The organism is Acinetobacter silvestris (assembly GCF_002135235.1).
Taxonomy (GTDB): Bacteria; Pseudomonadota; Gammaproteobacteria; order Pseudomonadales; family Moraxellaceae; genus Acinetobacter; species Acinetobacter silvestris.
On sequence record NZ_NEGB01000008.1, the window covers coordinates 98,401 to 122,549 of the forward strand.

Annotated in this window: 28 protein-coding genes; 17 read left to right on the forward strand and 11 right to left on the reverse strand. The window is 39.3% G+C overall.

Going from position 1 to position 24,149, the window contains the following annotated elements; genetic code table 11:
- Window position 1: 1 nt before the first annotated feature.
- Window positions 2-790, reverse strand: a complete 789-nt coding sequence (gene znuC / locus B9T28_RS12890; protein ID WP_086204393.1) for a zinc ABC transporter ATP-binding protein ZnuC — start codon at window positions 788-790, stop codon at window positions 2-4.
- Window positions 763-1,260 carry a transcriptional repressor gene (locus B9T28_RS12895; protein ID WP_086204394.1) on the reverse strand — a complete coding sequence of 166 codons (498 nt, stop codon included), beginning with the start codon at window positions 1,258-1,260 and terminating at the stop codon, window positions 763-765. Before B9T28_RS12895 ends, znuC begins: the two co-directional genes overlap by 28 nt.
- 138 nt (window positions 1,261-1,398) lie before the next feature.
- Between B9T28_RS12895 and B9T28_RS12900 the strand changes: the two genes are divergently transcribed.
- From B9T28_RS12900 to B9T28_RS12950, 11 genes are all read left to right on the forward strand, one after another.
- Window positions 1,399-2,241 (forward strand): metal ABC transporter substrate-binding protein, encoded by an 843-nt coding sequence (locus B9T28_RS12900; protein WP_086204395.1) that lies wholly within the window; start codon window positions 1,399-1,401, stop codon window positions 2,239-2,241.
- Between the two features lie 170 nt (window positions 2,242-2,411).
- Window positions 2,412-2,810 carry an ATP synthase subunit I gene (locus B9T28_RS12905; RefSeq protein WP_086204396.1) on the forward strand — a complete coding sequence of 133 codons (399 nt, stop codon included), beginning with the start codon at window positions 2,412-2,414 and terminating at the stop codon, window positions 2,808-2,810.
- Between the two features lie 100 nt (window positions 2,811-2,910).
- A complete protein-coding gene (gene atpB, locus B9T28_RS12910) occupies window positions 2,911-3,786 on the forward strand; it encodes a F0F1 ATP synthase subunit A (protein ID WP_086204397.1) in 876 nt (291 codons plus the stop codon).
- Window positions 3,787-3,870: 84 nt separating this feature from the next.
- Window positions 3,871-4,122, forward strand: coding sequence for a F0F1 ATP synthase subunit C (gene atpE / locus B9T28_RS12915; RefSeq protein ID WP_039620623.1), 252 nt, complete (start codon window positions 3,871-3,873; stop codon window positions 4,120-4,122).
- A 38-nt stretch (window positions 4,123-4,160) separates the two neighbouring features.
- Complete coding sequence (locus B9T28_RS12920; RefSeq protein ID WP_086204398.1) at window positions 4,161-4,631, forward strand: F0F1 ATP synthase subunit B; 471 nt, start codon at window positions 4,161-4,163, stop codon at window positions 4,629-4,631.
- A 12-nt stretch (window positions 4,632-4,643) separates the two neighbouring features.
- A complete protein-coding gene (locus B9T28_RS12925) occupies window positions 4,644-5,180 on the forward strand; it encodes a F0F1 ATP synthase subunit delta (RefSeq protein WP_086204399.1) in 537 nt (178 codons plus the stop codon).
- A 43-nt stretch (window positions 5,181-5,223) separates the two neighbouring features.
- Window positions 5,224-6,768 carry a F0F1 ATP synthase subunit alpha gene (gene atpA, locus B9T28_RS12930; RefSeq protein ID WP_086204400.1) on the forward strand — a complete coding sequence of 515 codons (1,545 nt, stop codon included), beginning with the start codon at window positions 5,224-5,226 and terminating at the stop codon, window positions 6,766-6,768.
- A gap of 76 nt (window positions 6,769-6,844) precedes the next feature.
- A complete protein-coding gene (atpG, locus tag B9T28_RS12935; protein WP_086204401.1) occupies window positions 6,845-7,714 on the forward strand; it encodes a F0F1 ATP synthase subunit gamma in 870 nt (289 codons plus the stop codon).
- 26 nt (window positions 7,715-7,740) lie between these two features.
- A complete protein-coding gene (gene atpD / locus B9T28_RS12940; protein WP_086204402.1) occupies window positions 7,741-9,135 on the forward strand; it encodes a F0F1 ATP synthase subunit beta in 1,395 nt (464 codons plus the stop codon).
- Window positions 9,136-9,162: 27 nt separating this feature from the next.
- On the forward strand, window positions 9,163-9,582 hold the full coding sequence (locus B9T28_RS12945) for a F0F1 ATP synthase subunit epsilon (protein WP_086204403.1): 420 nt from the start codon (window positions 9,163-9,165) through the stop codon (window positions 9,580-9,582).
- Window positions 9,583-9,795: 213 nt separating this feature from the next.
- The gene (locus tag B9T28_RS12950) at window positions 9,796-10,098 is read left to right on the forward strand and encodes a hypothetical protein (RefSeq protein WP_086204404.1); all 303 of its coding nucleotides are present in this window, start codon (window positions 9,796-9,798) and stop codon (window positions 10,096-10,098) included.
- 4 nt (window positions 10,099-10,102) lie between these two features.
- On the opposite strand, the gene B9T28_RS12955 is transcribed toward B9T28_RS12950, so the two are convergent.
- From B9T28_RS12955 to B9T28_RS12975, 5 genes are all read right to left on the reverse strand, one after another.
- Window positions 10,103-10,546: an AAA family ATPase gene (locus B9T28_RS12955; RefSeq protein WP_086204405.1), complete on the reverse strand. Its 444-nt coding sequence runs from the start codon at window positions 10,544-10,546 to the stop codon at window positions 10,103-10,105.
- Between the two features lie 185 nt (window positions 10,547-10,731).
- Window positions 10,732-11,328 carry a PM1805 family lipoprotein gene (locus B9T28_RS12960; RefSeq protein ID WP_086204422.1) on the reverse strand — a complete coding sequence of 199 codons (597 nt, stop codon included), beginning with the start codon at window positions 11,326-11,328 and terminating at the stop codon, window positions 10,732-10,734.
- A gap of 154 nt (window positions 11,329-11,482) precedes the next feature.
- Window positions 11,483-12,025: a glutathione peroxidase gene (locus B9T28_RS12965; RefSeq protein ID WP_086204406.1), complete on the reverse strand. Its 543-nt coding sequence runs from the start codon at window positions 12,023-12,025 to the stop codon at window positions 11,483-11,485.
- Between the two features lie 144 nt (window positions 12,026-12,169).
- A complete protein-coding gene (locus B9T28_RS12970) occupies window positions 12,170-12,694 on the reverse strand; it encodes a PM1805 family lipoprotein (protein WP_086204407.1) in 525 nt (174 codons plus the stop codon).
- Between the two features lie 191 nt (window positions 12,695-12,885).
- On the reverse strand, window positions 12,886-13,650 hold the full coding sequence (locus B9T28_RS12975) for an AraC family transcriptional regulator (protein ID WP_086204408.1): 765 nt from the start codon (window positions 13,648-13,650) through the stop codon (window positions 12,886-12,888).
- Between the two features lie 448 nt (window positions 13,651-14,098).
- On the opposite strand from B9T28_RS12975, the gene B9T28_RS12980 reads away from it, so the two are divergent.
- Window positions 14,099-15,010 (forward strand): DMT family transporter, encoded by a 912-nt coding sequence (locus B9T28_RS12980; protein WP_086204409.1) that lies wholly within the window; start codon window positions 14,099-14,101, stop codon window positions 15,008-15,010.
- 444 nt (window positions 15,011-15,454) lie between these two features.
- On the opposite strand, the gene tsaC is transcribed toward B9T28_RS12980, so the two are convergent.
- The 3 genes from tsaC to B9T28_RS12995 are packed head-to-tail and all read right to left on the reverse strand — an operon-like array spanning window position 15,455 to window position 18,367.
- Window positions 15,455-16,024, reverse strand: coding sequence for an L-threonylcarbamoyladenylate synthase type 1 TsaC (gene tsaC, locus B9T28_RS12985; RefSeq protein ID WP_086204410.1), 570 nt, complete (start codon window positions 16,022-16,024; stop codon window positions 15,455-15,457).
- A 46-nt stretch (window positions 16,025-16,070) separates the two neighbouring features.
- Entirely contained in the window at window positions 16,071-17,195 is a 1,125-nt protein-coding gene (gene dprA / locus B9T28_RS12990; protein ID WP_086204411.1) for a DNA-processing protein DprA, read from the reverse strand.
- A 17-nt stretch (window positions 17,196-17,212) separates the two neighbouring features.
- Window positions 17,213-18,367 carry a LysM peptidoglycan-binding domain-containing protein gene (locus B9T28_RS12995; RefSeq protein ID WP_086204412.1) on the reverse strand — a complete coding sequence of 385 codons (1,155 nt, stop codon included), beginning with the start codon at window positions 18,365-18,367 and terminating at the stop codon, window positions 17,213-17,215.
- 122 nt (window positions 18,368-18,489) lie between these two features.
- On the opposite strand from B9T28_RS12995, the gene def reads away from it, so the two are divergent.
- The 4 genes from def (at window position 18,490) to B9T28_RS13015 (ending at window position 21,997) form a co-directional block, all read left to right on the forward strand.
- Window positions 18,490-19,020, forward strand: a complete 531-nt coding sequence (gene def, locus B9T28_RS13000; RefSeq protein WP_086204413.1) for a peptide deformylase — start codon at window positions 18,490-18,492, stop codon at window positions 19,018-19,020.
- Between the two features lie 93 nt (window positions 19,021-19,113).
- A complete protein-coding gene (locus B9T28_RS13005) occupies window positions 19,114-19,557 on the forward strand; it encodes a DUF2946 family protein (protein ID WP_086204414.1) in 444 nt (147 codons plus the stop codon).
- 69 nt (window positions 19,558-19,626) lie between these two features.
- Window positions 19,627-21,690 (forward strand): TonB-dependent copper receptor, encoded by a 2,064-nt coding sequence (locus B9T28_RS13010; protein ID WP_086204415.1) that lies wholly within the window; start codon window positions 19,627-19,629, stop codon window positions 21,688-21,690.
- A gap of 28 nt (window positions 21,691-21,718) precedes the next feature.
- Complete coding sequence (locus B9T28_RS13015; protein WP_213032977.1) at window positions 21,719-21,997, forward strand: hypothetical protein; 279 nt, start codon at window positions 21,719-21,721, stop codon at window positions 21,995-21,997.
- 56 nt (window positions 21,998-22,053) lie between these two features.
- Here B9T28_RS13015 and B9T28_RS13020 read toward each other — a convergent pair whose 3' ends face one another.
- On the reverse strand, window positions 22,054-23,262 hold the full coding sequence (locus tag B9T28_RS13020) for an oxygenase MpaB family protein (protein ID WP_086204416.1): 1,209 nt from the start codon (window positions 23,260-23,262) through the stop codon (window positions 22,054-22,056).
- Window positions 23,263-23,347: 85 nt separating this feature from the next.
- Between B9T28_RS13020 and B9T28_RS13025 the strand changes: the two genes are divergently transcribed.
- Complete coding sequence (locus B9T28_RS13025) at window positions 23,348-23,974, forward strand: TetR/AcrR family transcriptional regulator (RefSeq protein WP_086204417.1); 627 nt, start codon at window positions 23,348-23,350, stop codon at window positions 23,972-23,974.
- Window positions 23,975-24,149: the final 175 nt, after the last annotated feature.

A 24,149-nucleotide genomic window follows, 5' to 3' on the forward strand; every position in this document is an offset into this window, starting at 1 on the left:
CTTAAGCTTCCGGTTCAGGGTGAATATGTGGACGAGAATCATGCTGGCAAGGGGTGGCGGTATCGCCATGCGCGCAATGATTGTGATGATGTTGATAAAGTACGCGTTGTGAACCAAATAAGGCCTGATATTCAGGATGTTGCTGAATATTCTCTGGTAGACCACTACAACAAATATGTTTGTTTAAACACACCACACGTTGTGTGCCTTGCATTACCCATTGTAAGTCATGTGAAACAATCAGAATTGAACAACCGTAGCGCTCAGGAATACTCCGCACATAATCATAAAGTTCAGCTTCAGATTGAATATCCAGACCTTGCATCGGTTCATCGAGTACTAAAACATCAGGCTGACGTAGTAATGCTCGAGCCAATAAAACCCGTTGCCGTTCTCCGCCTGAAAGTTGTTGCACTTTCGATTCATTTAATTTGGCAATACCAGTATCTTGAATGATTTCAGCTTTGATGGCTTTATCGCATTTTTCTAAATTGAGTAAATCTTTAACGCGTAAAGGCAGGCTGTGTGAAGGATTGAACTTTTGTGGAACGTATGCAAGTTTTAGTTTTTTCTGACTGATGATTTGCCCTGAATTAGGCTTAACAATGCCTAAGAGTACTTTGATCAGGGTTGATTTTCCTGCGCCATTGGGACCAATGAGCGTGACAATTTCTTTCTCATGCAGGGAGAAATCAACATTTTTGAGAATATCTCGATCATCAATTCGCACATTGATTTTTTCGAGTGCAACTAAAACAGGGTCTAAACTTTGTTCGAGCACGACTGACAAATTCCTGATATTTCAATAATACTGTGATGCGCATTGAATTGGTCAGAAGCTGCGAGATGGTCGAGTTGCTGAATAAGCCCATGTGCAGAGGCTTCTTTTACGGTATTACATTGTGTACAAATCAAAAATGCAGCTTGATGTCCTTCGCGTGGATGACAGCAGGGGATATAGGCATTAATAGACGTTAAGCGGTGAATAAAGCCTTTTTCTAATAAAAAGTCTAAAGTTCGATAGACTGTTGGCGGAGCCGCTGGGCGTTCAGATGCACTTTTGAGTTTTGCTAAAAGATCATAGGCACCGACTGGTCCTGATGCGCTTAAAATCAGTTCAAGCACTTCTTTGCGTAACGGCGTCAATCTTGCACCCGAGGTTGCACATAAAATCTCTGCTTCTGTAAGACGAGCTTCGACGTTAGGATGATCATGTACGCCGTGTAAAGTTTCATGATGCTCGTGTGAACATAAGCTCATAGCAGACCTCAAGAGTTCTTTTAATGTAAGAGACGATCGCAAATATTAACATGAAGGCTCGCCATCTTACGAATAGCATAGGTATTTTTTAACTTGTGTTATACTATAACGCTAAATTCATCTTGGTAATCTATTCTCATGTCCCGCTTTGTTGTGTTTTTCTTGAGCGTTATTTGTATGAGTGCCAGTTGGGCGCAAGCTCCCTTGGTGGTATCGACTCATCCCATATATTTGATTGCAAAAAAGATCACGCAAGGAATAGAAGAGCCGCAACTATTATTGGAACATCAAACGGGTCATGATGTGCAACTTACACCTGCACATCGTAAAATGATTCAAGATGCTTCTTTGCTGATTTGGTTGGGTAAAGAACATGAAGCACCTTTAGAAAAAGTGTTAGCAGACAATAATAAAGCGATTTCAATATTGAAATCTGGGATTCTCCAGCCCTTACCTTTAAGAAATACACGAGGGATTGCACTAAAAGATACCATTGATACGCATGTGTGGTTAGATCCAAATAATGCTGTACGTATTGGTTTCTTTATTGCAGCTTTACGCTCTCAACAACATCCTGAAAATAAAGCAGCTTATTGGAATAATGCCAATAATTTTGCGAAAGAATTAAAAGTGGCATCTCAGCAATATAGTGGTATAGGTGCGGCTCGACCGTATTGGGCTTTTCATGATGCCTATCAATATTTAGAGCGGCCATTGAATTTAAAATTTGCCGGTGCTTTAACGGATGATCCACATATTGCGCCTACGGTGGCACAAATTAAATACCTTAATGAGACACGCCCATATCGTAAAATGTGTTTGTTGGCTGAGGTGAGCGCCAATCCAAGTCAGTATCGAAAATTGGGTGATTTATCCTTCCAATCGGTAGATGAGAGTTTGGCTCAACAGCAAGATTTCGTCGTGGCATGGCAAACTTTAGCCAAAGAAATTCGGACTTGTGTACTTAGTGCACAAAAGTAATGCAAAAAATAAGCAACAATTGTACATATCAAAAGCAACACACCTATCGAAAAAAAATCGACTAAGGTCGGGAAAAGATTGCAAGTTCAGGGGGGGAACTCTATAATGCCTGCGATTAAAAACGATCATCAGCTAAACTTGTCAAGCATTAATGCTGTGAGTGGATAAAAATGAGCCGAACTAGTCGCTTGATTGACCGACGATTAGCGAAAGCTTTGGTCTTCTTACAAGCCATAATGATACCTGTTTCAGCCTTGATAGCGTGGGTCTTGAAAGACTCGACTGCGGCTCTCAGTGCAGCATTAGGTGCATTTGTATGTTGGCTTGCCAGTTGTTATTTTTCTTGGCAGTCGTTCCGAGCAGCAGGCGCGAGAGCTTCTAGAGATGTTCTTTCGAACATGTATAGAGGTTTAATGGGCAAATTTGCAATTATGATCGTTGGTTTCATTTTAATTTTAAGCAATGTTCAACCGTTATCTCCGGTAGCATTGTTTTGTGGTTTTATACTTGTACAAACGATGACGTGGGTTGCTCCTTTTTGGGTGTCACGTCAACAAAAACAAGTTTAAACGCAGCAGAATTGAAAATTTTTTTGAGGAAAACGAGATATCATGCAGCACGCGATATTCGTTGACTCTTTTAGTATTTGACATTGACCAGGTGTGATTTATGGCTGCTGAAGAACATGCCCTTACTTCGACCGAGTATATCAAGCATCACTTGACCAATATGACCTATGGCAAAATGCCAGATGGTTCTTGGAAATTGGCTGAGACTGGTGAAGAAGCTCATTCGATGGGGTTCACTGCAATTCACTTGGATTCAATGGGTTGGTCAATTACGCTGGGTGTAATTTTCTGTTTGTTATTCTGGTGTGTAGCGAAAGCTGCAAACTCTGGTGTTCCTACCAAGTTCCAGTCTGCAATTGAAATGATCATCGAGTTTGTTGACTCAAGTGTCCGCGACACATTCCACGGCAAATCACGTTTGATTGCACCTTTAGCCCTCACAATTTTTGTGTGGATTTTCCTGATGAATGCGATGGATTTACTACCAGTAGATTTCATTCCACATCTTGCAGGAATTATTGGTTCTAACGTATTTGGTATGGATCCTCATCACGTATACTTCAAAATTGTTCCATCTACAGATCCAAACGTTACTTTAGGTATGTCTTTATCTGTATTTGTTTTAATTTTGTTCTATAGTATTCGTGAAAAAGGGATTGGTGGTTTTGTTGGCGAATTGGCGCTGAATCCATTTAACCCAAGCAATCCAGTTGCAAAAGCGTTACTTATTCCAGTAAACCTTATTTTGGAATTGGTAACTTTCCTTGCACGTCCAATTTCATTGGCACTCCGACTGTTCGGTAACATGTATGCAGGTGAGTTAATCTTCATCTTGATCGCGTTACTACCGTTCTGGATCCAGTGGGCGTTGTCTGTGCCTTGGGCTATCTTCCACATTCTTGTTATTACGTTACAAGCGTTCATTTTCATGATGCTGACTATCGTATACTTGAGCATGGCAAGCGAAAAACATTAATGGTATTGCCTAACTATCAGCTGATGGTTGGGTACAGTTTTTTAAACTTAATTAGGTGAAAACCTAACATCTGAGGAATTTTTCATGGAACCAACTATTATTCCAGGTTTAGTTGCTATTGCTGCTGCAATCCTAATCGCTTTTGGTGCTTTGGGTACTGCAATTGGTTTTGGTCTTTTAGGTGGCCGCTTCCTTGAAGCTGTTGCTCGTCAACCAGAATTGGCTCCACAACTTCAAACTCGTATGTTCTTAATCGCAGGTCTTCTTGATGCTGTGCCTATGATCGGTGTTGGTATTGGCTTGTTCTTCATCTTTGCTAATCCATTTGTAGGTTAATCAGCTTAATTCCTAAATTAAACTATTGAGGAATAGCAATGAATATTAACCTCACATTGATTGGTCAAGCGATTTCATTTGCGATTTTTGTCGCATTTTGTATGAAATTTGTATGGCCACCACTAATCAATGCGATTAGTGAGCGTCAGCGTCGCATCGCTGACGGCTTAAATGCTGCTGAAAAAGCGAAAGCTGATCTTGCTGATGCGCAAGCACAAGTTAAGCAAGAAATCGATGCAGCAAAAGCACAAGCGGCTCAATTGATCGAACAAGCGAACCGCCGTGCGGCTCAATTGGTCGAAGAAGCGCGTACCCAAGCATCTGCAGAAGGTGAGCGTATTCGTCAACAGGCTAAAGAAGCTGTTGATCAAGACATCAATACAGCTCGTGAAGAATTACGTCAACAAGTTGCTGCCTTGGCAGTTGCTGGTGCAGAAAAAATTCTGAACCAACAAGTTGATGCAGAAGCTCACAATGCCATGCTTAATCAGCTGGCTGCTAAACTATAAGCGAGGCGAAACATGGCTGAACTCTTGACGTTGGCACGCCCGTACGCTAAAGCAGCATTTGCTTACGCATCTGAGCATAATGCAACTGACGATTGGTCAAATGCATTACAAATGCTTAGTGCTGCGGTGCAAGACGAAGCATTTTCCGCTTATTTAAATCGTCCTGAGCTTACTCCTGCTGAGCAGGTAAGTCTTTTTGCGAAAGTATTAGGTGAACAGTCTTCTGTTACTGTGTCAAACTTTTTGACATTGCTTGCAGAAAATGGCCGTTTGGCTCTGTTACCTGAAATTGACGCAGAATACGAACAGCTCAAATCACAAAATAACAACACTGTAGATGTTGTTATTGAATCTGCATTTCCACTTGATTCAGTTCAAGAACAGAAATTAGCGCATGCGTTGGAAAAACGCTTGAACTCTGCTGTTAAGGTATCTGTAGAAGTGAATCCTGCGTTAATCGCAGGTGTAGTTATTCGTGCAGGCGATCAAGTGATAGATGACTCTGCGCTTAACAAGCTTGAAAAAATGCGGACTCGCCTTCTTGCGTAATAGCGTAGAAGACTGAACTAATTAAAGATTGAGGTATAGCGCAATGCAACAACTGAATCCATCCGAGATCAGTGCGCTCATTAAACAGCGTATCGGCGATCTGGACACCAGCGCGACCGCTAAGAACGAAGGGACCATTGTTATGGTTTCCGACGGTATTGTGCGTATTCACGGCCTTGCTGATGCAATGTACGGTGAAATGATCGAATTCGACGGCGGCTTATTTGGTATGGCACTGAACCTAGAACAGGATTCAGTGGGCGTCGTTGTTTTAGGTAACTACTTAAGCCTTCAAGAAGGCCAAAAAGCGCGTTGCACAGGTCGTGTATTAGAAGTTCCGGTTGGTCCAGAACTTTTAGGCCGTGTGGTAGATGCTTTAGGTAACCCAATTGATGGTAAAGGCCCAATTGATGCAAAATTAACTGATGCTGTTGAAAAAGTAGCACCAGGTGTAATTTGGCGTCAATCAGTGGATCAACCTGTACAAACTGGTTATAAATCAGTAGATACAATGATCCCTGTAGGCCGTGGTCAGCGTGAGTTGATCATTGGTGACCGTCAGACTGGTAAAACAGCAATGGCGATCGATGCGATCATCGCTCAGAAAAACTCTGGCATTAAATGTGTATACGTAGCAATTGGTCAAAAACAATCGACTATCGCTAACGTAGTGCGCAAGCTAGAAGAAACTGGTGCTATGGCGTATACCACTGTTGTCGCTGCTGGTGCAGCCGATCCAGCAGCAATGCTGTATTTGGCTCCGTATTCTGGCTGTACAATGGGCGAATACTACCGTGACCGCGGTGAAGATGCGTTAATCATTTATGATGACTTGTCTAAGCAAGCTGTTGCGTATCGTCAAATTTCATTGCTTTTACGTCGTCCACCAGGTCGTGAAGCATATCCTGGTGACGTATTCTATTTACACTCACGTTTACTTGAACGTGCTTCACGTGTATCTGCTGACTACGTTGAGAAATTTACTAACGGTGAAGTTAAAGGCCAAACTGGTTCATTAACTGCATTGCCGATTATTGAAACTCAAGCCGGTGACGTATCTGCATTTGTACCAACGAACGTAATTTCGATTACAGATGGTCAGATCTTCCTAGAAACATCATTATTCAACGCAGGTATTCGTCCTGCTGTGAACGCGGGTATCTCTGTATCTCGTGTTGGTGGTTCTGCACAAACCAAGATCATCAAAAAATTGTCTGGTGGTATCCGTACTGCTCTAGCGCAATACCGTGAATTGGCAGCATTTGCTCAGTTCGCTTCTGATCTTGATGAAGCAACGCGTAAGCAACTTGAACATGGTCAACGTGTAACTGAATTAATGAAGCAAAAACAATATGCTCCATATTCAATTGCTGATCAAGCTGTTTCAATTTATGCATCTAACGAAGGTTATATGACTGACGTTGAAGTGAAGAAAATTGTAGACTTTGATGCTGCACTTGTTTCTTACTTCCGTGCTGAACATGCTGCGTTAATGCAAAATATCGATGAAACTGGTAACTATACTAAAGACATCGAAGCTGAATTCAAAGCCGGTATTGAGAGCTTTAAAGCGACTCAAACTTACTAAGTTCAACTTGGTTAAGTTTGGTTCACGGATCAACCTTCGGAGGCTTGAAAGAGCCTTCGAATACTAGGTTAAGCGTATGGCAAATTTAAAAGAAATTCGCGCCAAAGTAGCTAGTATCAAGAGCACGCAAAAGATTACTCGAGCGATGCAAATGGTAGCTGCTTCTAAAATGCGTCGTGCGCAAGAGCGCATGGCTCAAGGCCGTCCGTATGCCGAAAATATGCACCGTGTAATTGCTCACTTAGTACAAGCGAATCCTGAATACAAACATCGTTATATGGTTGAACGTCCTGTTAAGCGCGTTGGCTATATCATTGTTTCTTCAGATCGTGGTTTGGCAGGTGGTTTAAACATTAACTTGTTTAAGAAAACTGTTAAGCACGTACAACAGCAACAAGAGCAGTCAATTGAAGTTCAATTTGCTTTAATTGGTCAAAAAGCGGTTTCGTTTTTTAAAAACTACGGCGGTAAAGTACTTGGTGCAACGACGAATGTCGGTGACTCTCCAAGTCTTGAACAGTTATCTGGTTCTGTACAAGTGATGTTAGATGCTTATGATAAAGGCGAGTTAGATCGTATTTATCTTGTGTCAAACGGCTTTGTTAATGCCATGACTCAAAATCAAAAAGTTGAACAACTCGTTCCTTTAGCTGCTGCTGAAGAAGGCGAGAGTCTGAATCGTTCTTACGGTTGGGATTACTTATATGAGCCAGAAGCTGAACAGCTTTTAAATGGCTTATTGGTTCGCTATATCGAGTCTGTGGTGTATCAAGGTGTGATTGAAAACATCGCATGTGAGCAATCTGCACGTATGGTCGCTATGAAAGCAGCGACTGATAATGCAGGTGATATCATTAAGAGCCTACAACTTATTTATAACAAGCTGCGTCAAGCCGCGATTACTCAGGAAATTTCTGAGATCGTTGGTGGTGCCGCTGCCGTTTAACATTATTTTGAATTGAGGAGACAGCAATGAATAGCGGTCGTATCATTCAGATCATCGGCGCGGTTATCGACGTCGAGTTTGAACGTAATAGCGTTCCTAAGATCTATGACGCTCTGCAAGTTGTTGGTACTGAAACTACTTTAGAAGTTCAGCAACAGCTTGGTGATGGCGTAGTTCGTACTATCGCAATGGGATCTACTGAAGGTCTTAAACGTGGTTTAACTGTTACGAATACTGAAGCACCAATTTCTGTACCAGTAGGTACAGCATGTTTAGGTCGTATCATGGACGTTTTAGGACGCCCTATCGACGAAGCTGGTCCAGTTGCAACTGAAGTGCGTTTGCCGATTCACCGTCAACCGCCTACATATGCAGAACAAGCTGCTTCTACTGATCTTTTAGAAACTGGTATTAAAGTAATCGATTTACTTTGCCCGTTTGCTAAAGGTGGTAAAGTTGGTCTGTTCGGTGGTGCCGGTGTTGGTAAAACTGTAAACATGATGGAATTGATCAACAACATCGCGAAAGCTCACTCAGGTTTATCTGTGTTTGCTGGTGTTGGTGAGCGTACTCGTGAAGGTAATGACTTCTATCACGAAATGAAAGATTCTAACGTTCTAGACAAAGTAGCGATGGTCTACGGTCAGATGAATGAGCCACCGGGTAACCGTTTACGCGTAGCGTTGACTGGTCTTACTATGGCTGAATATTTCCGTGATGAGAAAGATGAAAACGGTAAAGGCCGTGACGTATTGTTGTTCGTTGACAACATTTACCGTTACACATTGGCTGGTACCGAAGTGTCTGCACTTCTAGGTCGTATGCCATCTGCAGTAGGTTATCAGCCTACACTTGCAGAGGAAATGGGTCTTCTTCAAGAGCGTATTACATCAACTAAATCTGGTTCGATCACGTCGATCCAAGCGGTTTATGTACCTGCCGATGACTTAACAGATCCATCGCCTGCTACAACATTTGCTCACTTAGACGCAACTGTTGTATTGAGCCGTGATATCGCATCTTCTGGTATTTACCCAGCGATCGATCCACTAGATTCAACTTCACGTCAGCTAGATCCTTTAGTTGTTGGTGTTGAGCATTATGAAATTGCACGTTCTGTACAGAACATCTTGCAACGTTATAAAGAGCTTAAAGACATCATCGCAATTTTGGGTATGGACGAATTGGCTGAAGAAGATAAATTGGTTGTTTACCGTGCGCGTAAAATCCAACGTTTCTTCTCTCAACCATTCCACGTAGCTGAAGTATTTACTGGTGCTCCTGGTAAATTAGTATCTCTTAAAGAAACGATTCGTGGCTTTAAAGGTCTTCTCGCTGGTGAATACGATCATATTCCAGAACAAGCGTTCTATATGGTTGGTGGTATTGACGAAGTTATTGCTAAAGCCGAGAAACTTTAATTAGCGACTCTAATTTAGGAGATTCTCATGGCGACTATGCAATGTGATGTTGTAAGTGTAAAAGAGTCGTTGTACTCAGGCACTGTAACGATGCTAATTGCAAAAGGTGCAGGCGGTGAGTTGGGTATTATGCCTGGCCATGCTCCGCTTGTAACTTTGCTTCAACCGGGCGCAATTCGTGTTCTGTTGGAAAACGGTACAGAAGAGTTAATCTATGTATCTGGTGGTGTTCTAGAAGTTCAACCGCATGTCATCACGGTTCTTGCAGATACTGCAGTCCGTGCTGAAAACTTAGATGAAGCTGCAATTTTAGAAGCGCGTAAAAATGCTGAAACTTTGCTTGCAAATCAAAAGAGCGATTTGGACTCAGCTGCTGCGCTTGCTGCTTTGGCAGAAACGGCTGCACAGTTGGAAACGATCCGCAAAATCAAGAACCGCGCTCAATAAGGGACGGTTCGAGATTGAAGAAGCCACCGAAAGGTGGCTTTTTTTATTGATTTTTTTCTATTGGATGATGATGAGGAATAAGCCATTACGAATTAAAAATCATGCTAAACACCGCATTTTTTAATTTCGTAAACTACGGCTAAAGTTATATATTGGCTTGCTATTTTTTAGCATAATCTGAATAAACTGATTTTTAATATAAGTAGAGTGATGATGAAGCTCATCGAACACGAACCACATTTCTGGGAACTTTATCAACATAATGATCATTATTATCTAGGTATTGCTGTAGATATGAGTTCGGTGGTTTCTTGTTGGGACTTGGTTTTATCAGCACAGGAGATCTTAGACTATCAAAATATAGGCCGTGACAGCATCAAGGACTTGGCTCAACAGATTATTGATGCCGCTTATAAAGGCGATTTTTCAATGATGGAAAGCCGTGTCGCAACACCACAGGTAAAAGAAATGATGCAAGCGACGTATACAGTTTGGCGAATCAATCAAAATTCATAATCATTTATACAGATATGGGGTGAATGGAAAATTTACCATTATCAATAATATTGACCTGAAAAACCTCATCGAATCCTTCAGTTGAGCTGGGTTGCTCTAATTTCTTATAAGTTGCTCGAATGCCTATTTCTGGAATATTGGCTTTGCCTTGTCGCTGACTATTTCGTATTAAAGTACTGTTCAAATCTGTTGTAAAATAATAAGAAATTACTTCAAAACCGGCATCTTTAGCGCGTTGAATATAACGAGCGCGCGCTTCTTTGGTAGGGTTGGTATTATCAATTACCATTTTAGTTTTAGAGACTAAGGCTGCTTCAAATATTATATTTTCCCGATGGCGAGTTTTTAACATATCCAAGTTGATGCGCAAATGGCTGTGATAAAAATAGTGTTGATAAAAAGTTGATTTCCCCGATGCTTGAACACCTGTAAAAATTATCAGTTGCATAGCAGCTCATATACTCAATTTTGTTTACTTATTTATACAGTGAAACAGAGTCAAAATTTTGTGACTATATACTTAGATCTGAAAAATAGATGACTGTCAGTATTATAAGCAGATGTAGTTATAGCCAACATCTGCTTTATATCTGAGCATTAAAATGAATTGCGCATCATTATAAGTAGTCTGTATTAGCTTTGCTCAGAATTTGTTGATGAGCCACCTGACGGGATCAGCATACTGGCCAGTTTTAGCATATCCATTTGAATACTATTCATTTGTTTTTCAATTTTTTTAAAGTCAACTTGACTTAAATTGAGGTCACCATTTAAAAATGAGGATTTCAACATTTGTTGATTGGCTTGAATGACTTGTTGGCGAATTGCATCAATTTCCTGACTTTTAAGCTCTAAAGAAATCAAAGTTGTATTAAAACCACGTAATTGTTGGCTTAAATCCTGAGCAGTCTGCTGTAAGTGCTGTTGGTTTTGTGTGTCAATGGCTTGTTGTAAATCCGATTGCAGTTGTTGCAGCTTTGTAACATAGTCACCGGTTTTAAGTTGAACACTGGCAACATCACGCGCGATGTAGAACATATTTCCGCCTTTTAACTCGGATGGAGCTGATGTAGCTTGCTTTTCGATAGTTGAATCAGATTGATTGGCTTGAATTTCAGCTTGCTCACTTTGATCAGCACTAGATTGTGGAGATTGATCACAACCGATCAGTAAAATACCCGAAGTAAAAATTACAAAGGGCAGTATTGCACCGTGGAAAAGCTTTTTCATCATCTTTGAAATTCAAAATAGAGTATATCGCTTCAATATAGATGTGAAATGTGAAGAAAAATCGAATTGTTGCAAAGTAATAACAGAATAATATTGAAGTTGATCGTCTAAAGTTTAAAAAGAGTGTTTAGAACACTCTTTTTAAACCGATTATTTATTTCGCGAGTTCGGCATTAATCGCATCCACAATCCGTGGATCATCTGCGGTAATGTCTGGTGCAAAGCGTGCGACAACTTCACCCTTTTTATTAATTAAGAATTTTTCAAAGTTCCATAGCACTTCAGGTTTAGGATTTGGCGTTAGACCATAATCGACTAAATCTTTCCACCATGGGCCTTCACCGATACGTTCAGGAATAGCATTAATCAAAGTTTGATAAAGTGGGTGTTTATCTTCACCTGCCACTGAAATTTTGGCAAAAAGTGGGAAATGTACATCATAGGTTACAGAGCAGAACTGTTGAATATCTTCATTGCTACCTGGTTCTTGTGCTAAAAAGTTATTAGCCGGAAAAGCTAAAATTTCTAAACCATCTTGTTTTTTTGCTTGATACAGTTTTTCTAAGCCTTCGTATTGTGGAGTTAAACCACATTTTGAGGCGACATTCACAATGAGTAAAACCTGACCTTGATATGAATTTAATGTGATTTCATCGTTGGTTATGGTTTTGACTGGAATGTTATAAACTGAAGTCATAGAGCTATCCTTACAAAATATGCTGTGTGAATTACTGTAATGTTTTAGCTTGAATTCAGAATAACAACAAGTCTTTCTTTTGAAGGAAGAACGTTTGCTGAGTCAAACAGCAGCTTCAGTCATCTGCTGTTTGTTTTTTGAAAATTATTTTGCAGTATTTGCGGTTGTTTGCAAAGTTTGCATATCTGCTAATAAGCTTTTTTGAATTTCAGCTGCTTTCTTTTGTAGTTCAGTGAGCTTGTTCATATCCGGTGGATTCGCAGTAGTGGCTTCTGTTAGTTCAATACTGAGTTTATTTGATTCTTTCATTTTCTCGCGGAGTGCTTGGACTTCGGTACTTTTTAGCGTTAATTTATCCAGATCTTTGTTGAGGGTTTCGATATAGCTTTTCATTTTATCAAAGACTGCAACAATCGCTTGCTTATCTTTTTTTTGTGCTGCGTGCATCATTTCTGTTTGAAAATCGATTGCTTCTTGTGCCTTGGAGGTTGAAAGGGTTTGAATTTGAGCTAAATCACTTTTAATGTCCGCTGCATTATGGGTACTTAAGCTAGCCATGGCTTTTTCTGATGCAGTAGTTGAGCCTGAAGTCGATTCATGTGGTTTTTTATCACAAGCGGTTAAGGTGATTGAAGCCATGCACAGTGATGCAAGTAATAATTTTTTCATTTATTGATCCTTATTTTTTCAAATCATTATTGATAAAGTTAAGTTTATTTATTCACATTAAAAAAACTATTGATGCTAAAAATTAAGCATTCGCCTAAAGTTGCATATTTATCATGCAGAGTTCTATAGTTTTTTTGTAGATAAGTCGATGAAAAATGAAAGTCTAACGATGAAATATATAATCAATAATTTTAAGTTTCGCGCATTTGTGAGGGTGTTTGTCCCGTATAGCGTTTAAAAAATTCAATAAAGCTAGAGCTGTGCTGATAACCCAGTTCATAACCAATACGCTTAATACTTAGACTATGTTTCAGTTGTGAGATTGCATAAATAATTTTGACTCGATTACGCCATTCCGAAATTGAAATGTGTAACTCTTGTTGGCTTAAGCGCAAAATATGTCGTTCACTAACATCAAAACTTGCAAAAATTTGTTGCAGACTTTGGGTAAAGAGTAATGGGTCTGCGAGTTTTTTTAGAATAGGTTCTAAAATGGGATGATTGCTTTGTGGTAAATATTGGTCGTAGCAAGGTGCAAATTGCATTTGATCCAATAAAACTTGTAAAAGATGTTGTTGATATTCAGCGGAAGGATAATTTAATTTTTTTTGTGCCAAGAGTTCAGCCACAGTATGTCTGAAAAATGGACGAATACTCAGGGTCTTACAGCTAGAAGCAAATTTATTGCAGAGTTCTGGATGAATGCGAATACAAATATAATGCGTAATATGTTCATCTACAGCGACGCAACAATGTTCGGTTTTCGGGGGGATCCAGAAACCGTAACTTGGTGGCGATAAAAAGGATTGATGATTAATCGAAAACTCTAACAAACCATTGAAACTGAAATTAAAATCTCCCCATAAACAGCTATGGGGCGTGACGGTATCATTTTTTTGATAATGAAATTCTTCAATTTCAATATAAGTGCTTAATAAAGGTAATGGAATTTGCATAGTTTTGAATACATCATATTTATTATAAATTTAAGCCTGATAATCTATTTTGAAGTTGTTTAGACCGCGTGACTCAATGAAAATTGGAATGATTGCTAAAACCCCAAAGCTAAGTACACTATACAACAAAGTATAGGTATTAAAATGATCAAAACGAGCTCTACTAAATGGGAAATTCTAGTGCGTGGTTAAGGACAAAGCATCAAATTCATCTCATGATTGAGCGTTTAACGGCAGATTATTATTCATGGTCGGATTTTACAGCCAAGAGATATCGTTATACAAAAAATTGCATCAGCTTGTCAGCTACGTTATGCAATCTTGGGTGAGGTTGGATTGAAAATAATTTGAGATGTCTTAATATCCATACCGATGTCTGAAATTCATTATATTAATTAAATCAGACTTAATTGAAAATAGTACCTATCTTAATACCGAATCAGTTTAAATGAATTTAAAGCTTAAAAATCATTGGTGGGCATTTAGCTTGCCGGTGATCGCTGTTTTAATTTGGTCGATGAATATTGCTGTTACGCGTTATGTTGCAGATTATATTTCACCTGTAAGTATTAGTTTTTACCGCTGGCTGATTGCTTTTATTATCTTGACTCCATTTATGCTGGTTAAAGCATGGAAGCAACGTCATCTTCTTCGGCAGTATTTCTTTAAATTTGCAGTATTAAGTGCCTTTGGCATGGTGCTTTATCAGGGCCTAGCCTATTCAGCATCGCATTATACCACTGCGACGAATATGGGCATTATTAATGCATTTATTCCAATTTTCACTATTTTTGTTTCAATGGCGATCTTAAAAGAAATTCCAAATCGCTTTGCGATCATTGGTAGCCTTTTATCATTTTGCGGTTTGCTCTACGTGATGGGGCAAGGAAACTTTGCTAGTTTGTTGCAAATGGGGGGGCATTCTGGCGATATCATCATGATTATTGCGGTATTTTTCTATGCATTTTATGGCGTCTTTTTAAAAAAATGGCAGTTAAAGGTTCCACTCTTATTGAGTCTTTATATCCAGATCGGTTTTGCATTAATCTATCATTTACCTTTTCTGCTGTGGTTTGGTCTAGATGCCATTAATGTAGAAAATGCTGCCAGTGTATTCTATGCTGGTGCATTTGCTTCGCTCTTCGCACCGTTACTTTGGATGATGGCGGTGCAATATATTGGACCCAATCGAACCAGTATATTCATGAATTTAATGCCAGTTTTTACTGCAATTATTGCTTATTTTTGGTTAAAAGAAGCCTGGACGATTTATCACTCCATTGGTGGTGTGATTATTCTTATTGGGATTGTACTGGCGCAAAAGAAAGTTAAAGCTGTAGAAAAGCTGAGTCCAACTTGATTTTTAATATATAATTGATTGTAAAATGTTCAATTGAATTATTTTTTATATTATTATTTACATGAATTTTGTATCTAAATTGGTTCATTGTTTATAGTTCATTCAATTAATTTAAAAATTTGTAAAATAAATAGAAGTACTTAATTTTATTATCGGGTTGATTTCTTTATCTCAAGAAGCTGGTGCATCATAAGGTGTATATAAATATTATATTTGTATATCAATATGGTTTATTGCATAATGCGTGCCTTGCAGAGAGCAGATATTTAAGTTTGTCTAAACTTATTTTGCTGGCATCAGATTTAACGAACCCTCTGGATGTGATTTATCACATCCTTTTTATACTCAGTCATACTCTATATGACTGAGTTTTTTTTTTGTTTAAAATTTAGTTTTAGTGAAAGGGTTTGATTCATTTAAAGTGGAAAAAGAATATAAATTTTTTTATTCACGCATGATGCTACCCGTCACTGCATCAATAATTCTACTGGGGGCATGACTGAGTCCTAAGTCGCCATTTAAATAAGTTAATTCTGAACCAAAATATTGACTGGCTTGTTGTAGTGATCGGGCTGGCTCTGAACCCGCTGGATTGGCGCTGGTTGAAACAATGAAGCCATTAAAAGCATTGCATAATGCGATACATAACGGGTGATTGGTGACCCGTACAGCAACTTGAGTATGTTGTCCTTTAATCCATTCTGGAATATTTTGATCTGCTGGAAGTAACCACGTGGTGGCGCGATCAAGCGTGGAGCGCTCGGTCCAAGAGTCAAGTACTTGCTTGCGAATATTGGGATCTAAGTCAACCAAAAGATGTTCAACTTGACTAATTTGACCTGCCAGTAAAATGACCCCTTTTTCAATCGGTCTTTGTTTTAAACGTAGGATTTCTAAAAAAGCGAGCTCATTATAAGGGTCACAACCTAAACCCCAAACTGCCTCTGTTGGATAGGCTAAAACGTGGCCGCTTTGTAAAACTTGAGCTGCTTCAGCGACAGAGGTTGTAAGCATGAATCCTTACCTTGTTATTTATTCAGAAAGAGGGCTATTGTGAACCTTAATAACTATTGCGGCAACGTAAATACAACCCAGCTTGTTGCATGCAGAGACCCAATAGTTCCAGTTCCATCAAATTACTCGTAAGTTCGGCGGTCTCTATGTTGAGTTTTTTGACCAGTGAGTCTAAGTCTTGCCCAACCCATTCCAGTTGTTGATAGATTTGGAGTAAATGTGTAGGAATATCGAGTTTTGCTGTTTCAGATTCTACAGATTCAGATTGCTGCTGATAATGCCATTGGGTCGGTAACGCGAGGTCTTCAATAATTTGTTCAGGATGATCGACTAAAATCGCACCCTCACGAATCAATTGATGGCAGCCTTGATGAGATTCGCTGTAAATATGCCCCGGAATAGCAAAGATGATTTTTCCTTGTTCTGCAGCAGCCTTGGCTGTAATCAGAGAACCGCTATTCAAGGCGGCTTCGGCAACAAGTACGCCTAAGCTGAGACCGCTAACGATGCGATTTCGACGTGGAAAATGATGCTGTAAAGGCTTGGACTCGGGTAGAAATTCACTCAAGATAGTACCGGAGTTCAGTAAAATTTGATCTTGTAAATGATGGTTTTGAGATGGATAAACTTGATCGAGTCCAGTACCAATAACGGCAATACTTCGATGATGTTTGATTCCACCTAAATGTGCAGCTGCATCTATGCCTTGAGCCAAACCACTGGTAATAAAAAATCCTTTTTCACTCAAATAATAAGCGACTTGGTTACCATGTGGACTGGGTTTACGACTACCAACGATCGCAATTTGCGGTTGACTCAAATTTTGGACGGAGCCCTTTCCAAACAAAATGGGTGGCCGATCTGAGTAGGGGAGCAGTTGTGGTGGGTAATGGCTTTCAGATTCAAGTATGACAAAATCAGTATGTGCATGAATTTTTTCAAGACATTGTTCGAATGCTGCTTGAGATGATGTCGTTAAAAAGTTCTGAGCACGTTGAATATGATTGTGATGAATATTGAGTTCTGACCAGCGCTGTAAGTTCTCGGCCGTAACTGCATTTTCAATGCAACCAAAAAATTGTTCTAATTTTCGGTAGGTTGAGAGGGAATGTTGAACCAAATACCATAATTTAATGCTGTTTAAGTGCACATCAGATATCGAATTCAACATTCAAGTTTACCAATTAGTTAGTCATCAGAAGTGGTTGGTGCTTGAATTTCAGCACCGACTTTCATTGGCAATGCACTATCTAGAACATAGCCATAGCTCAACTGATCAAAGGTTTTAAACAGCATGAGGGTGCCCACGCGTTGGCTTGGTAATTTGATCATTTCTTTGGTTTTAGGATCTTTAACCGTTTCGCCTTGCTGATAAACGCTGAAGACTTGACCGACTTTCGCACCTTGTAAGCTACCACGATCAACAGTGACGACACTATTTGCTGCTGCCGTACCAATAGAACCTTGTACACGAATGATTTTACCACCGCCGGTGACTTCATTTGCAGTTGTTGGATAGAACAGACTTGGCAATTGGTCATTATATTGCGGTAAAACATAATCACTACGGCGAACTTCTGCATTATAACTTTGAGTCAGTTCTACCGTTGTGAGGTCGTTTTCATTCCCGACTGCAAGACCCGATGCAACTTCAGTTAGTTCAACCCCTGCATTATGTTTTTTACCATCAGCCCCAAGAAGCATATAAGGCTCTGATTGACGGTAGACACCATAGCGTTGTCCAACCACGAGTCCATTACCACGCGCATATACCGTTTGCCCAGCACCGGTAATTACACGGTTGTCTGCAGCACCGACAATATAAGGAATATTGGTTAAGGATTCAGGTGCAACGACAATACTATGTTCTAGCCACGGTTTGATATCTGCTAATGGAATGACGGGGATGCTATTGCCTAGCATTTCAATCCGAACCTGAGGCTTTAATGAAGTACCACCTTGATGACGACGAATCACACCATCACAACCATCGCCTTGATCGACACCAATTAATGGGCGGCCATTGAGTGTGCAGAGTAGTAGCTTATCACCTGGATAGATCCAATGTGGATTTTTAACATGAGGATTGCTTGCCCAAATTTCAGGCCAAAGCCATGGTTTGCTTAAGAATTTACCAGCAATTCCCCATAAGGTGTCACCACGTTTCACGATATAAACATGAGGCGCACTGGCTTTAAGTGCTGGAGGATTATGATTTGGACTCGCTGCTTGTGCGACATCAATATAAGCAACACTGGCACTGAAACAAATGGCCAGTGCTAAAAACTGCTGTTTAAACCCCATGGCATTAAAGTTTGTTATGCCGTTGAAAACCTTTTTCATTATCATAATTCCTAAAATTATGTATCTATTTGCGTTATAATACGCATATTACACATATTTTTTTAATGAAGCACAAGCTCATTTAGTTTTAAGATCAATGGCATAGCCAGTGAGGATACAGTATGGCCTTATTACCTATTTTAAGTTTTCCTGATCCCCGTTTGCGTACCATTGCAAAACCTGTCGATGAAGTAACGGATGAAATTCGTCAACTTGCAGCAGACATGTTTGAAACCATGTATGAAGCGCCAGGAATTGGTCTGGCAGCAACACAAGTAGATCATCATATTCAGCTGATTGTCATGGACTTGTCTGAAGATAAAAATCAACCGATGGTATTCATTAACCCCAAAGTTACATTTCTTACAGATGAAACCTTGTCATATGAAGAAGGTTGTTTATCTGTTCCCCAAATATACGATAAAGTTGATCGTCCGTCACGTGTAAAAATTAATGCAATTGGCTTAGATGGTAAAGCTTTTGAGCAAGAAGCGGACGGACTTCTTGCTGTATGTATTCAACATGAAATGGATCACTTAAATGGTAAGCTTTTTGTTGATTATTTATCGCCATTAAAACGTCAGCGCGCACGTGAAAAAGTTGAAAAAGTAGTACGTCAACGTCAAAAAGAGCAAGTGGCAGTCAAACGCTAATTTTTTACTCCGTTAAAAGATCCGAATTTAATTCAGCCCAATTTTGATTGGGCTTTGTTATACTTGGCTCAGAAAAATGTTGAGAGGAACATTTTGTTATTGCGAAGTGGGTTGCTGCTGGGGTTTGCTGCAGTATTTTTACAGATTGCTGTATTGTTACAGCCTTTGCTACCGAAGCAATATCAAATTGCTCCGGTCTGTGAAACCATTTCTCAAGTTTTAATCCAAAGTAAGTTCTACGAAAAGTCTCAACATGCTTCTCATCATGTGCATCGCTCACATGAGCAACATTCCGCTCAAAAAAGAGCACTCACAGAAATTTCGTCTGGGCATGATCATCATGATCCCAACCATCAATGCCAATACTGTACCGTCTATGGTAACTTGGTTTTACCACCTGATTTAGACATCAAACCAGTTTTAGATCGTATTCAAGTACGTCTGATTGCATTTCAAAAAGCATTTCGACATGTTTATTTTGTTCTGCAACGCTTATTTCTTATCCCCCAAGGAAGAGCGCCACCACTCTTTGCATAAATTAAAACTTTTTATTTGGGTCTTCACTGACTCCAGCCTTGTTTTATTTATGATTTAAGAGAGATGAAGATGGCTCAGCCTAAATTCTTTTTACAGCCCCTTGCAGCTGCGATTTCTGTCGCGTGTTATTCAGGTTTAGTATTTGCAGATACGCAGCAAATAACAACGCAACTGGCGCCCATTGTGGTGACTGCACAATTAGCCAATGATGCCAATGGACTAATTATTCATGCAGATCCTAAACAACCCATTCAGCCCATTCCAGCAACCGATGGTGCGGATTATTTACAAAGTATTCCCGGTTTTAATGCCATCAAAAATGGTGGAACCAATGCTGATGTTACTTTCCGTGGCATGTTTGGTTCGCGGATTAAAATATTAACCGATGGTTCTGAAAGTTTAGGAGCATGTCCAGCACGAATGGATGCACCAACATCGTATATTCAGCCTGAAAGTTATGATCAAATTTCTGTGATTAAAGGGCCACAAACTGTTCAATATGCCAATACCGGTTCGGCAGCAACGGTTATTTTTGAGCGAAAAAAACCAGAGTTAAATGCTGCAAAACCGTATCAAGGTCAAGCCAGTGTCTTGATCGGTTCTTTTGGGCGCTTGGATCATAATCTTGAAGCCACCGTGGGTGATGAGAAAAAATATATCCGTTTAAATGCTAATCGATCTGAATCGAGCAGCTATAAAGATGGGGACGGTAATACTGTACCCTCAGCATGGGAACGCTGGAATACTGATCTTGCATTGGGTTGGACACCCAATAACGATACTTGGCTGGAATTGACGGGTGGTAAATCGGATGGCGAAGCACTGTATGCAGGTCGTGATATGGACGGCTCGCAGTTTGCCCGTGAAAGTTTGGGATTACGTTTTGAAAAGAAAAACTTAACTGAAGTGATTAAGAAAGTCGAAGGGCAGGTGAACTATAGTTATAACGATCATGTGATGGATAACTTTAGATTAAGAACGCCACCGATGACACACGACATGATGACGCATCAAATGGTATCCAATCCATCAGAAATGCAAGTGACACGTCGGACGTTGAATTCACGTTTGGCGATGACTTCAGAATGGAACAAAATTGATTTGGTCACGGGAATTGATTCGCAGCAGAATCATCATGCTGGCAGTATGAAATCGATGATGATGGATATGCCGCTATCTACCAATATGAAATTTCAGTCCTATGGGGCATTTGGTGAACTCAGTTATCAATTCAGTGAAAACTCAAAGCTAGTGACAGGTGCACGACTGGATCAAGTCAAAATTGATGCACTGAAGCTGAATGATAATCGTAAAGAAACACTACCGAGTGCTTTTATCCGTTTAGAGAACCAACATCCTGAGCATGATTTAAAAACTTATATTGGTCTAGGCTATATAGAGCGTGTACCAGATTATTGGGAGCTTTTTAGCACTGCACATGGCAATACGGGTATGGCCAAGCCGACATTCAATGATTTGAATAACGAAAAAACATTGCAGCTGGATATGGGGTATCAACAGCAACATGGTGCTTTTAATTCATGGGTTTCAGCTTATGCAGGCTTGATTAATGATTATATCTTGATGAGTTATCACAATCATCCTATGGCTGGTATGGGGGGGCATGATCATGGTTCTTCATTTAGTGCGGGTGCTAAAAATGTTGATGCAACAATTGCAGGGGCTGAAGCAGGTATCGGTTATCAATTGAGTGATGCAATTCAGGCGGATATCAGTGCTGCATACGCATGGGGTAAAAATACTACAGATCAAAAAGCTTTGCCGCAAATTGCACCTTTGGAAGGACGTTTTAATCTTCGTTATGTGCAAGATAAATATACCTTAGGTATGTTGTGGCGTGTGGTTGCCAAGCAAGATCGTATCAGTCTCAATCAAGGGAATATCGTCGGGTATGACATGGGGGAGAGCAAAGGTTTTGCCACACTGGCTTTAAATGCTTCTTATAACATCATGAAAGATATTGATGTTGCAGTGGGTATTGATAACGTTCTAGATAAAACCTATACCGAACATCTGAATAAAGCGGGAAGTTCTGGTTTTGGTTTTGCCAGTAATGAACAGTTTAATAATACGGGACGTAATTATTGGGCACGTGTCAGCATGAAATTTTAATCCTATTTTTATTGTTTTGGAGAGTGATATGACTATATCTAAGTCTACAGAAAAGTTATCCCCTGAACAATCAGGCTGGGGATGGAAAGCATTGATTGTTGCCTGCATTTTAAGTTTTATCTTTATGTTGTTTTTCTATTTGGCGATCAGTAATGATCCTGAGTATATGCCTAGTCATAAACAGGCTTATACACAGCAGCATGTCTTTAAGTCAGCACCAGTGATGTCACATCAACCGCTATCGGATCATATAGATACATCACACAAGCAGATGGATGAATCTATGCATGTACAGCATGCCCAGTAATCGTTATTGAATAAGAAGAGGAAGCTTTTAAGTTTCCTCTTTTCATTTTATGACTTTTATTGATGCATACTGGCGAGTTGTTTACCATTTTCTGCATATAAATCTAAAGAGTGTTTCTGCATATGACGACCATGTTGTAGTAGGAAAGTATCAATTTTTTTAAAGTGTCGAGCACCGGTATACAGCACAGCATTTCGAGCAATCAAATAATAAGCAAACCACGCTGCAGAATGATGTTTTAAACCCAATTCTTGCATTTTCTTACGACCTAGAAAGAACTGAGTAATTTCTAAGTGTTGGTGATAAGCCAGTTTTTGTTGTAAAGGGCGTAAATATTTATACTGCCTTTCAAAAGGCTCTTTAGATAAGCTTGAAGCCAAAGATTTACTGGTTGCATCGGGTTTAGGATGGGTAAACGGTAGCCAATATAAAAACTTCCAACCCTCAGATTCTTTATCAATCAGCCATTTTTCTTCAATACCCATGAGCCAGCCAGTATATTTCCAAAAATGTAGAAAGCTATCGACCTCACGTTTATTTGGAAAAATACCCAAAGCTCGTACACCTAATAACAACACCCCACTAAAAGCAATATTGGTCATTGCTTGGTCATACTGATTAATCGGTAAGCCCCAAGTTTCAGTATCCCATTTTTCTGACTTATTGAGTTGATGGCGTACTAATGCATGAATAAATCGAACATAAATAGTTGAAGTAAAGCCATTATTAAAGCGATCAAAAGCCTGTGGTTCAGTAATATCCATCCACCATTTGGTGGTTTCAGCGAAACGTTTGGCGGCATTTTTATTTAAAGCTCCAGTTAAAACTAAAGGTTGGTTTAAGCCAGGGTATAAATAGCCCATCATTAAAGCCAAATCACGCAAGATAAAGCCGCTATTAAAGCCAAGTCGATAAATAAAATTTAAAGCCTCACTCATTTTTTCTTGATCGAGCCATTCGGGCGGTGTTTCAACCAAATTAAAAAATTCAGATAACTCAGGCATGGCATGTGGAAGTTTATCTATACCTTCATACAGTGCTATAGAAAAGTATTTACGATGCTGTTTTGGATTTTGCATGATCCAAATCAGCAGCTTATCCATTGGCTCATCTCCCTTTAATAATGCCTGATTTAAAGATAGATATTCTGAGTAGCTTGGTGCGAGCCTTTGATCTGTCAAATAATTGAGGATTTGTGTCTTCCAATTACTGTTTAGCATTTTCTCAAAAGGCGCTAAGCGTTTTAATGCAATTAAAGTTGACATTTAAGCTCAATCCTGATTAATGTTTAATCAAATCTTAATATGAATATTTATTCGCATTCAATTCGCATTTACTTAAGAGAAAATAATGAGAAAAAAACCTCAACAGCAACGTGCCATGATCATTGTGAATAATATTTTGGAAGCAACACAGCTGTGTATTGTTGAATATGGCTTATTACAAGTAACCACACCAAAAATTGCAGAAAAATCAGGCGTCAGTGTTGGTTCTATTTATCAATATTTTGAAAATAAAGAGGAGATTATTCAGGAGCTACTACGTCGTAAAAGTGAAAACTTAGGTTTAGCATTAAAACAAATCGCGATTAGCCAAGAAAGTTTTAACATTCAGGAAATCATCCCCGTTAGCATTCAATTCGGATTTGACATGATGAAAGCCGATGATGGGTTCTTTATTGAAATTTTGAAACATTGGCATGGCTATAACAATTCTGAAGCAGCGCAAGTTTTAGAACAGCACTTTTTTGAAGCGGGAATGTATGTCTTTAATCGGTTTTATTCAGATTGGAATTTTGAAACGCTTAAACATAAATCATTTGTGATTATTAATAGTACCTTATTCACCATGATGCAATATGTCAGTAATAATAACTTTCTTATTTCAGAACAACAACTTAAGAGTGAATTATCGAGTATGATTTTGGGTTATTTGGAACAAGGGACTGCAATACCAAATAAAAATAAATTAAATTAAGTATAAAAATCAATTATTTATTATTTGATTGGTAGAAAAAACACCCATCTAAATAAATTAATTAAGAAAGGGGGTTGTGTTGGTTCTGAAATGCTGTAGAATGCACATCCATCGGCGGTGATGTTAAACAAAACCTCTGATAAATCAATAAGTTGATTGAGTTATTAAGATTTTC

Bases quoted from the DNA above. Each gene is read 5' to 3' on its own strand.
- B9T28_RS12995 (WP_086204412.1), bottom strand. From the start codon at position 18,367: ATGAAAAAGGTTTTCAACGGCATAACAAACTTTAATGCCATGGGGTTT.
- B9T28_RS12905 (WP_086204396.1), top strand. From the start codon at position 2,412: ATGAGCCGAACTAGTCGCTTGATTGACCGACGATTAGCGAAAGCTTTG.
- B9T28_RS13010 (WP_086204415.1), top strand. From the start codon at position 19,627: ATGGCTCAGCCTAAATTCTTTTTACAGCCCCTTGCAGCTGCGATTTCT.
- atpA (WP_086204400.1), top strand. From the start codon at position 5,224: ATGCAACAACTGAATCCATCCGAGATCAGTGCGCTCATTAAACAGCGT.
- B9T28_RS12955 (WP_086204405.1), bottom strand. From the start codon at position 10,546: ATGCAACTGATAATTTTTACAGGTGTTCAAGCATCGGGGAAATCAACT.
- B9T28_RS13020 (WP_086204416.1), bottom strand. From the start codon at position 23,262: ATGTCAACTTTAATTGCATTAAAACGCTTAGCGCCTTTTGAGAAAATG.
- B9T28_RS12950 (WP_086204404.1), top strand. From the start codon at position 9,796: ATGAAGCTCATCGAACACGAACCACATTTCTGGGAACTTTATCAACAT.
- atpE (WP_039620623.1), top strand. From the start codon at position 3,871: ATGGAACCAACTATTATTCCAGGTTTAGTTGCTATTGCTGCTGCAATC.
- atpD (WP_086204402.1), top strand. From the start codon at position 7,741: ATGAATAGCGGTCGTATCATTCAGATCATCGGCGCGGTTATCGACGTC.
- B9T28_RS12895 (WP_086204394.1), bottom strand. From the start codon at position 1,260: ATGAGCTTATGTTCACACGAGCATCATGAAACTTTACACGGCGTACAT.
- B9T28_RS12965 (WP_086204406.1), bottom strand. From the start codon at position 12,025: ATGACTTCAGTTTATAACATTCCAGTCAAAACCATAACCAACGATGAA.
- B9T28_RS12945 (WP_086204403.1), top strand. From the start codon at position 9,163: ATGGCGACTATGCAATGTGATGTTGTAAGTGTAAAAGAGTCGTTGTAC.
- B9T28_RS13015 (WP_213032977.1), top strand. From the start codon at position 21,719: ATGACTATATCTAAGTCTACAGAAAAGTTATCCCCTGAACAATCAGGC.
- B9T28_RS12960 (WP_086204422.1), bottom strand. From the start codon at position 11,328: ATGAAAAAGCTTTTCCACGGTGCAATACTGCCCTTTGTAATTTTTACT.
- B9T28_RS12970 (WP_086204407.1), bottom strand. From the start codon at position 12,694: ATGAAAAAATTATTACTTGCATCACTGTGCATGGCTTCAATCACCTTA.
- def (WP_086204413.1), top strand. From the start codon at position 18,490: ATGGCCTTATTACCTATTTTAAGTTTTCCTGATCCCCGTTTGCGTACC.
- B9T28_RS12900 (WP_086204395.1), top strand. From the start codon at position 1,399: ATGTCCCGCTTTGTTGTGTTTTTCTTGAGCGTTATTTGTATGAGTGCC.
- B9T28_RS12925 (WP_086204399.1), top strand. From the start codon at position 4,644: ATGGCTGAACTCTTGACGTTGGCACGCCCGTACGCTAAAGCAGCATTT.
- tsaC (WP_086204410.1), bottom strand. From the start codon at position 16,024: ATGCTTACAACCTCTGTCGCTGAAGCAGCTCAAGTTTTACAAAGCGGC.
- B9T28_RS12920 (WP_086204398.1), top strand. From the start codon at position 4,161: ATGAATATTAACCTCACATTGATTGGTCAAGCGATTTCATTTGCGATT.
- atpB (WP_086204397.1), top strand. From the start codon at position 2,911: ATGGCTGCTGAAGAACATGCCCTTACTTCGACCGAGTATATCAAGCAT.
- dprA (WP_086204411.1), bottom strand. From the start codon at position 17,195: ATGTTGAATTCGATATCTGATGTGCACTTAAACAGCATTAAATTATGG.
- B9T28_RS13025 (WP_086204417.1), top strand. From the start codon at position 23,348: ATGAGAAAAAAACCTCAACAGCAACGTGCCATGATCATTGTGAATAAT.
- B9T28_RS12975 (WP_086204408.1), bottom strand. From the start codon at position 13,650: ATGCAAATTCCATTACCTTTATTAAGCACTTATATTGAAATTGAAGAA.
- B9T28_RS12980 (WP_086204409.1), top strand. From the start codon at position 14,099: ATGAATTTAAAGCTTAAAAATCATTGGTGGGCATTTAGCTTGCCGGTG.
- atpG (WP_086204401.1), top strand. From the start codon at position 6,845: ATGGCAAATTTAAAAGAAATTCGCGCCAAAGTAGCTAGTATCAAGAGC.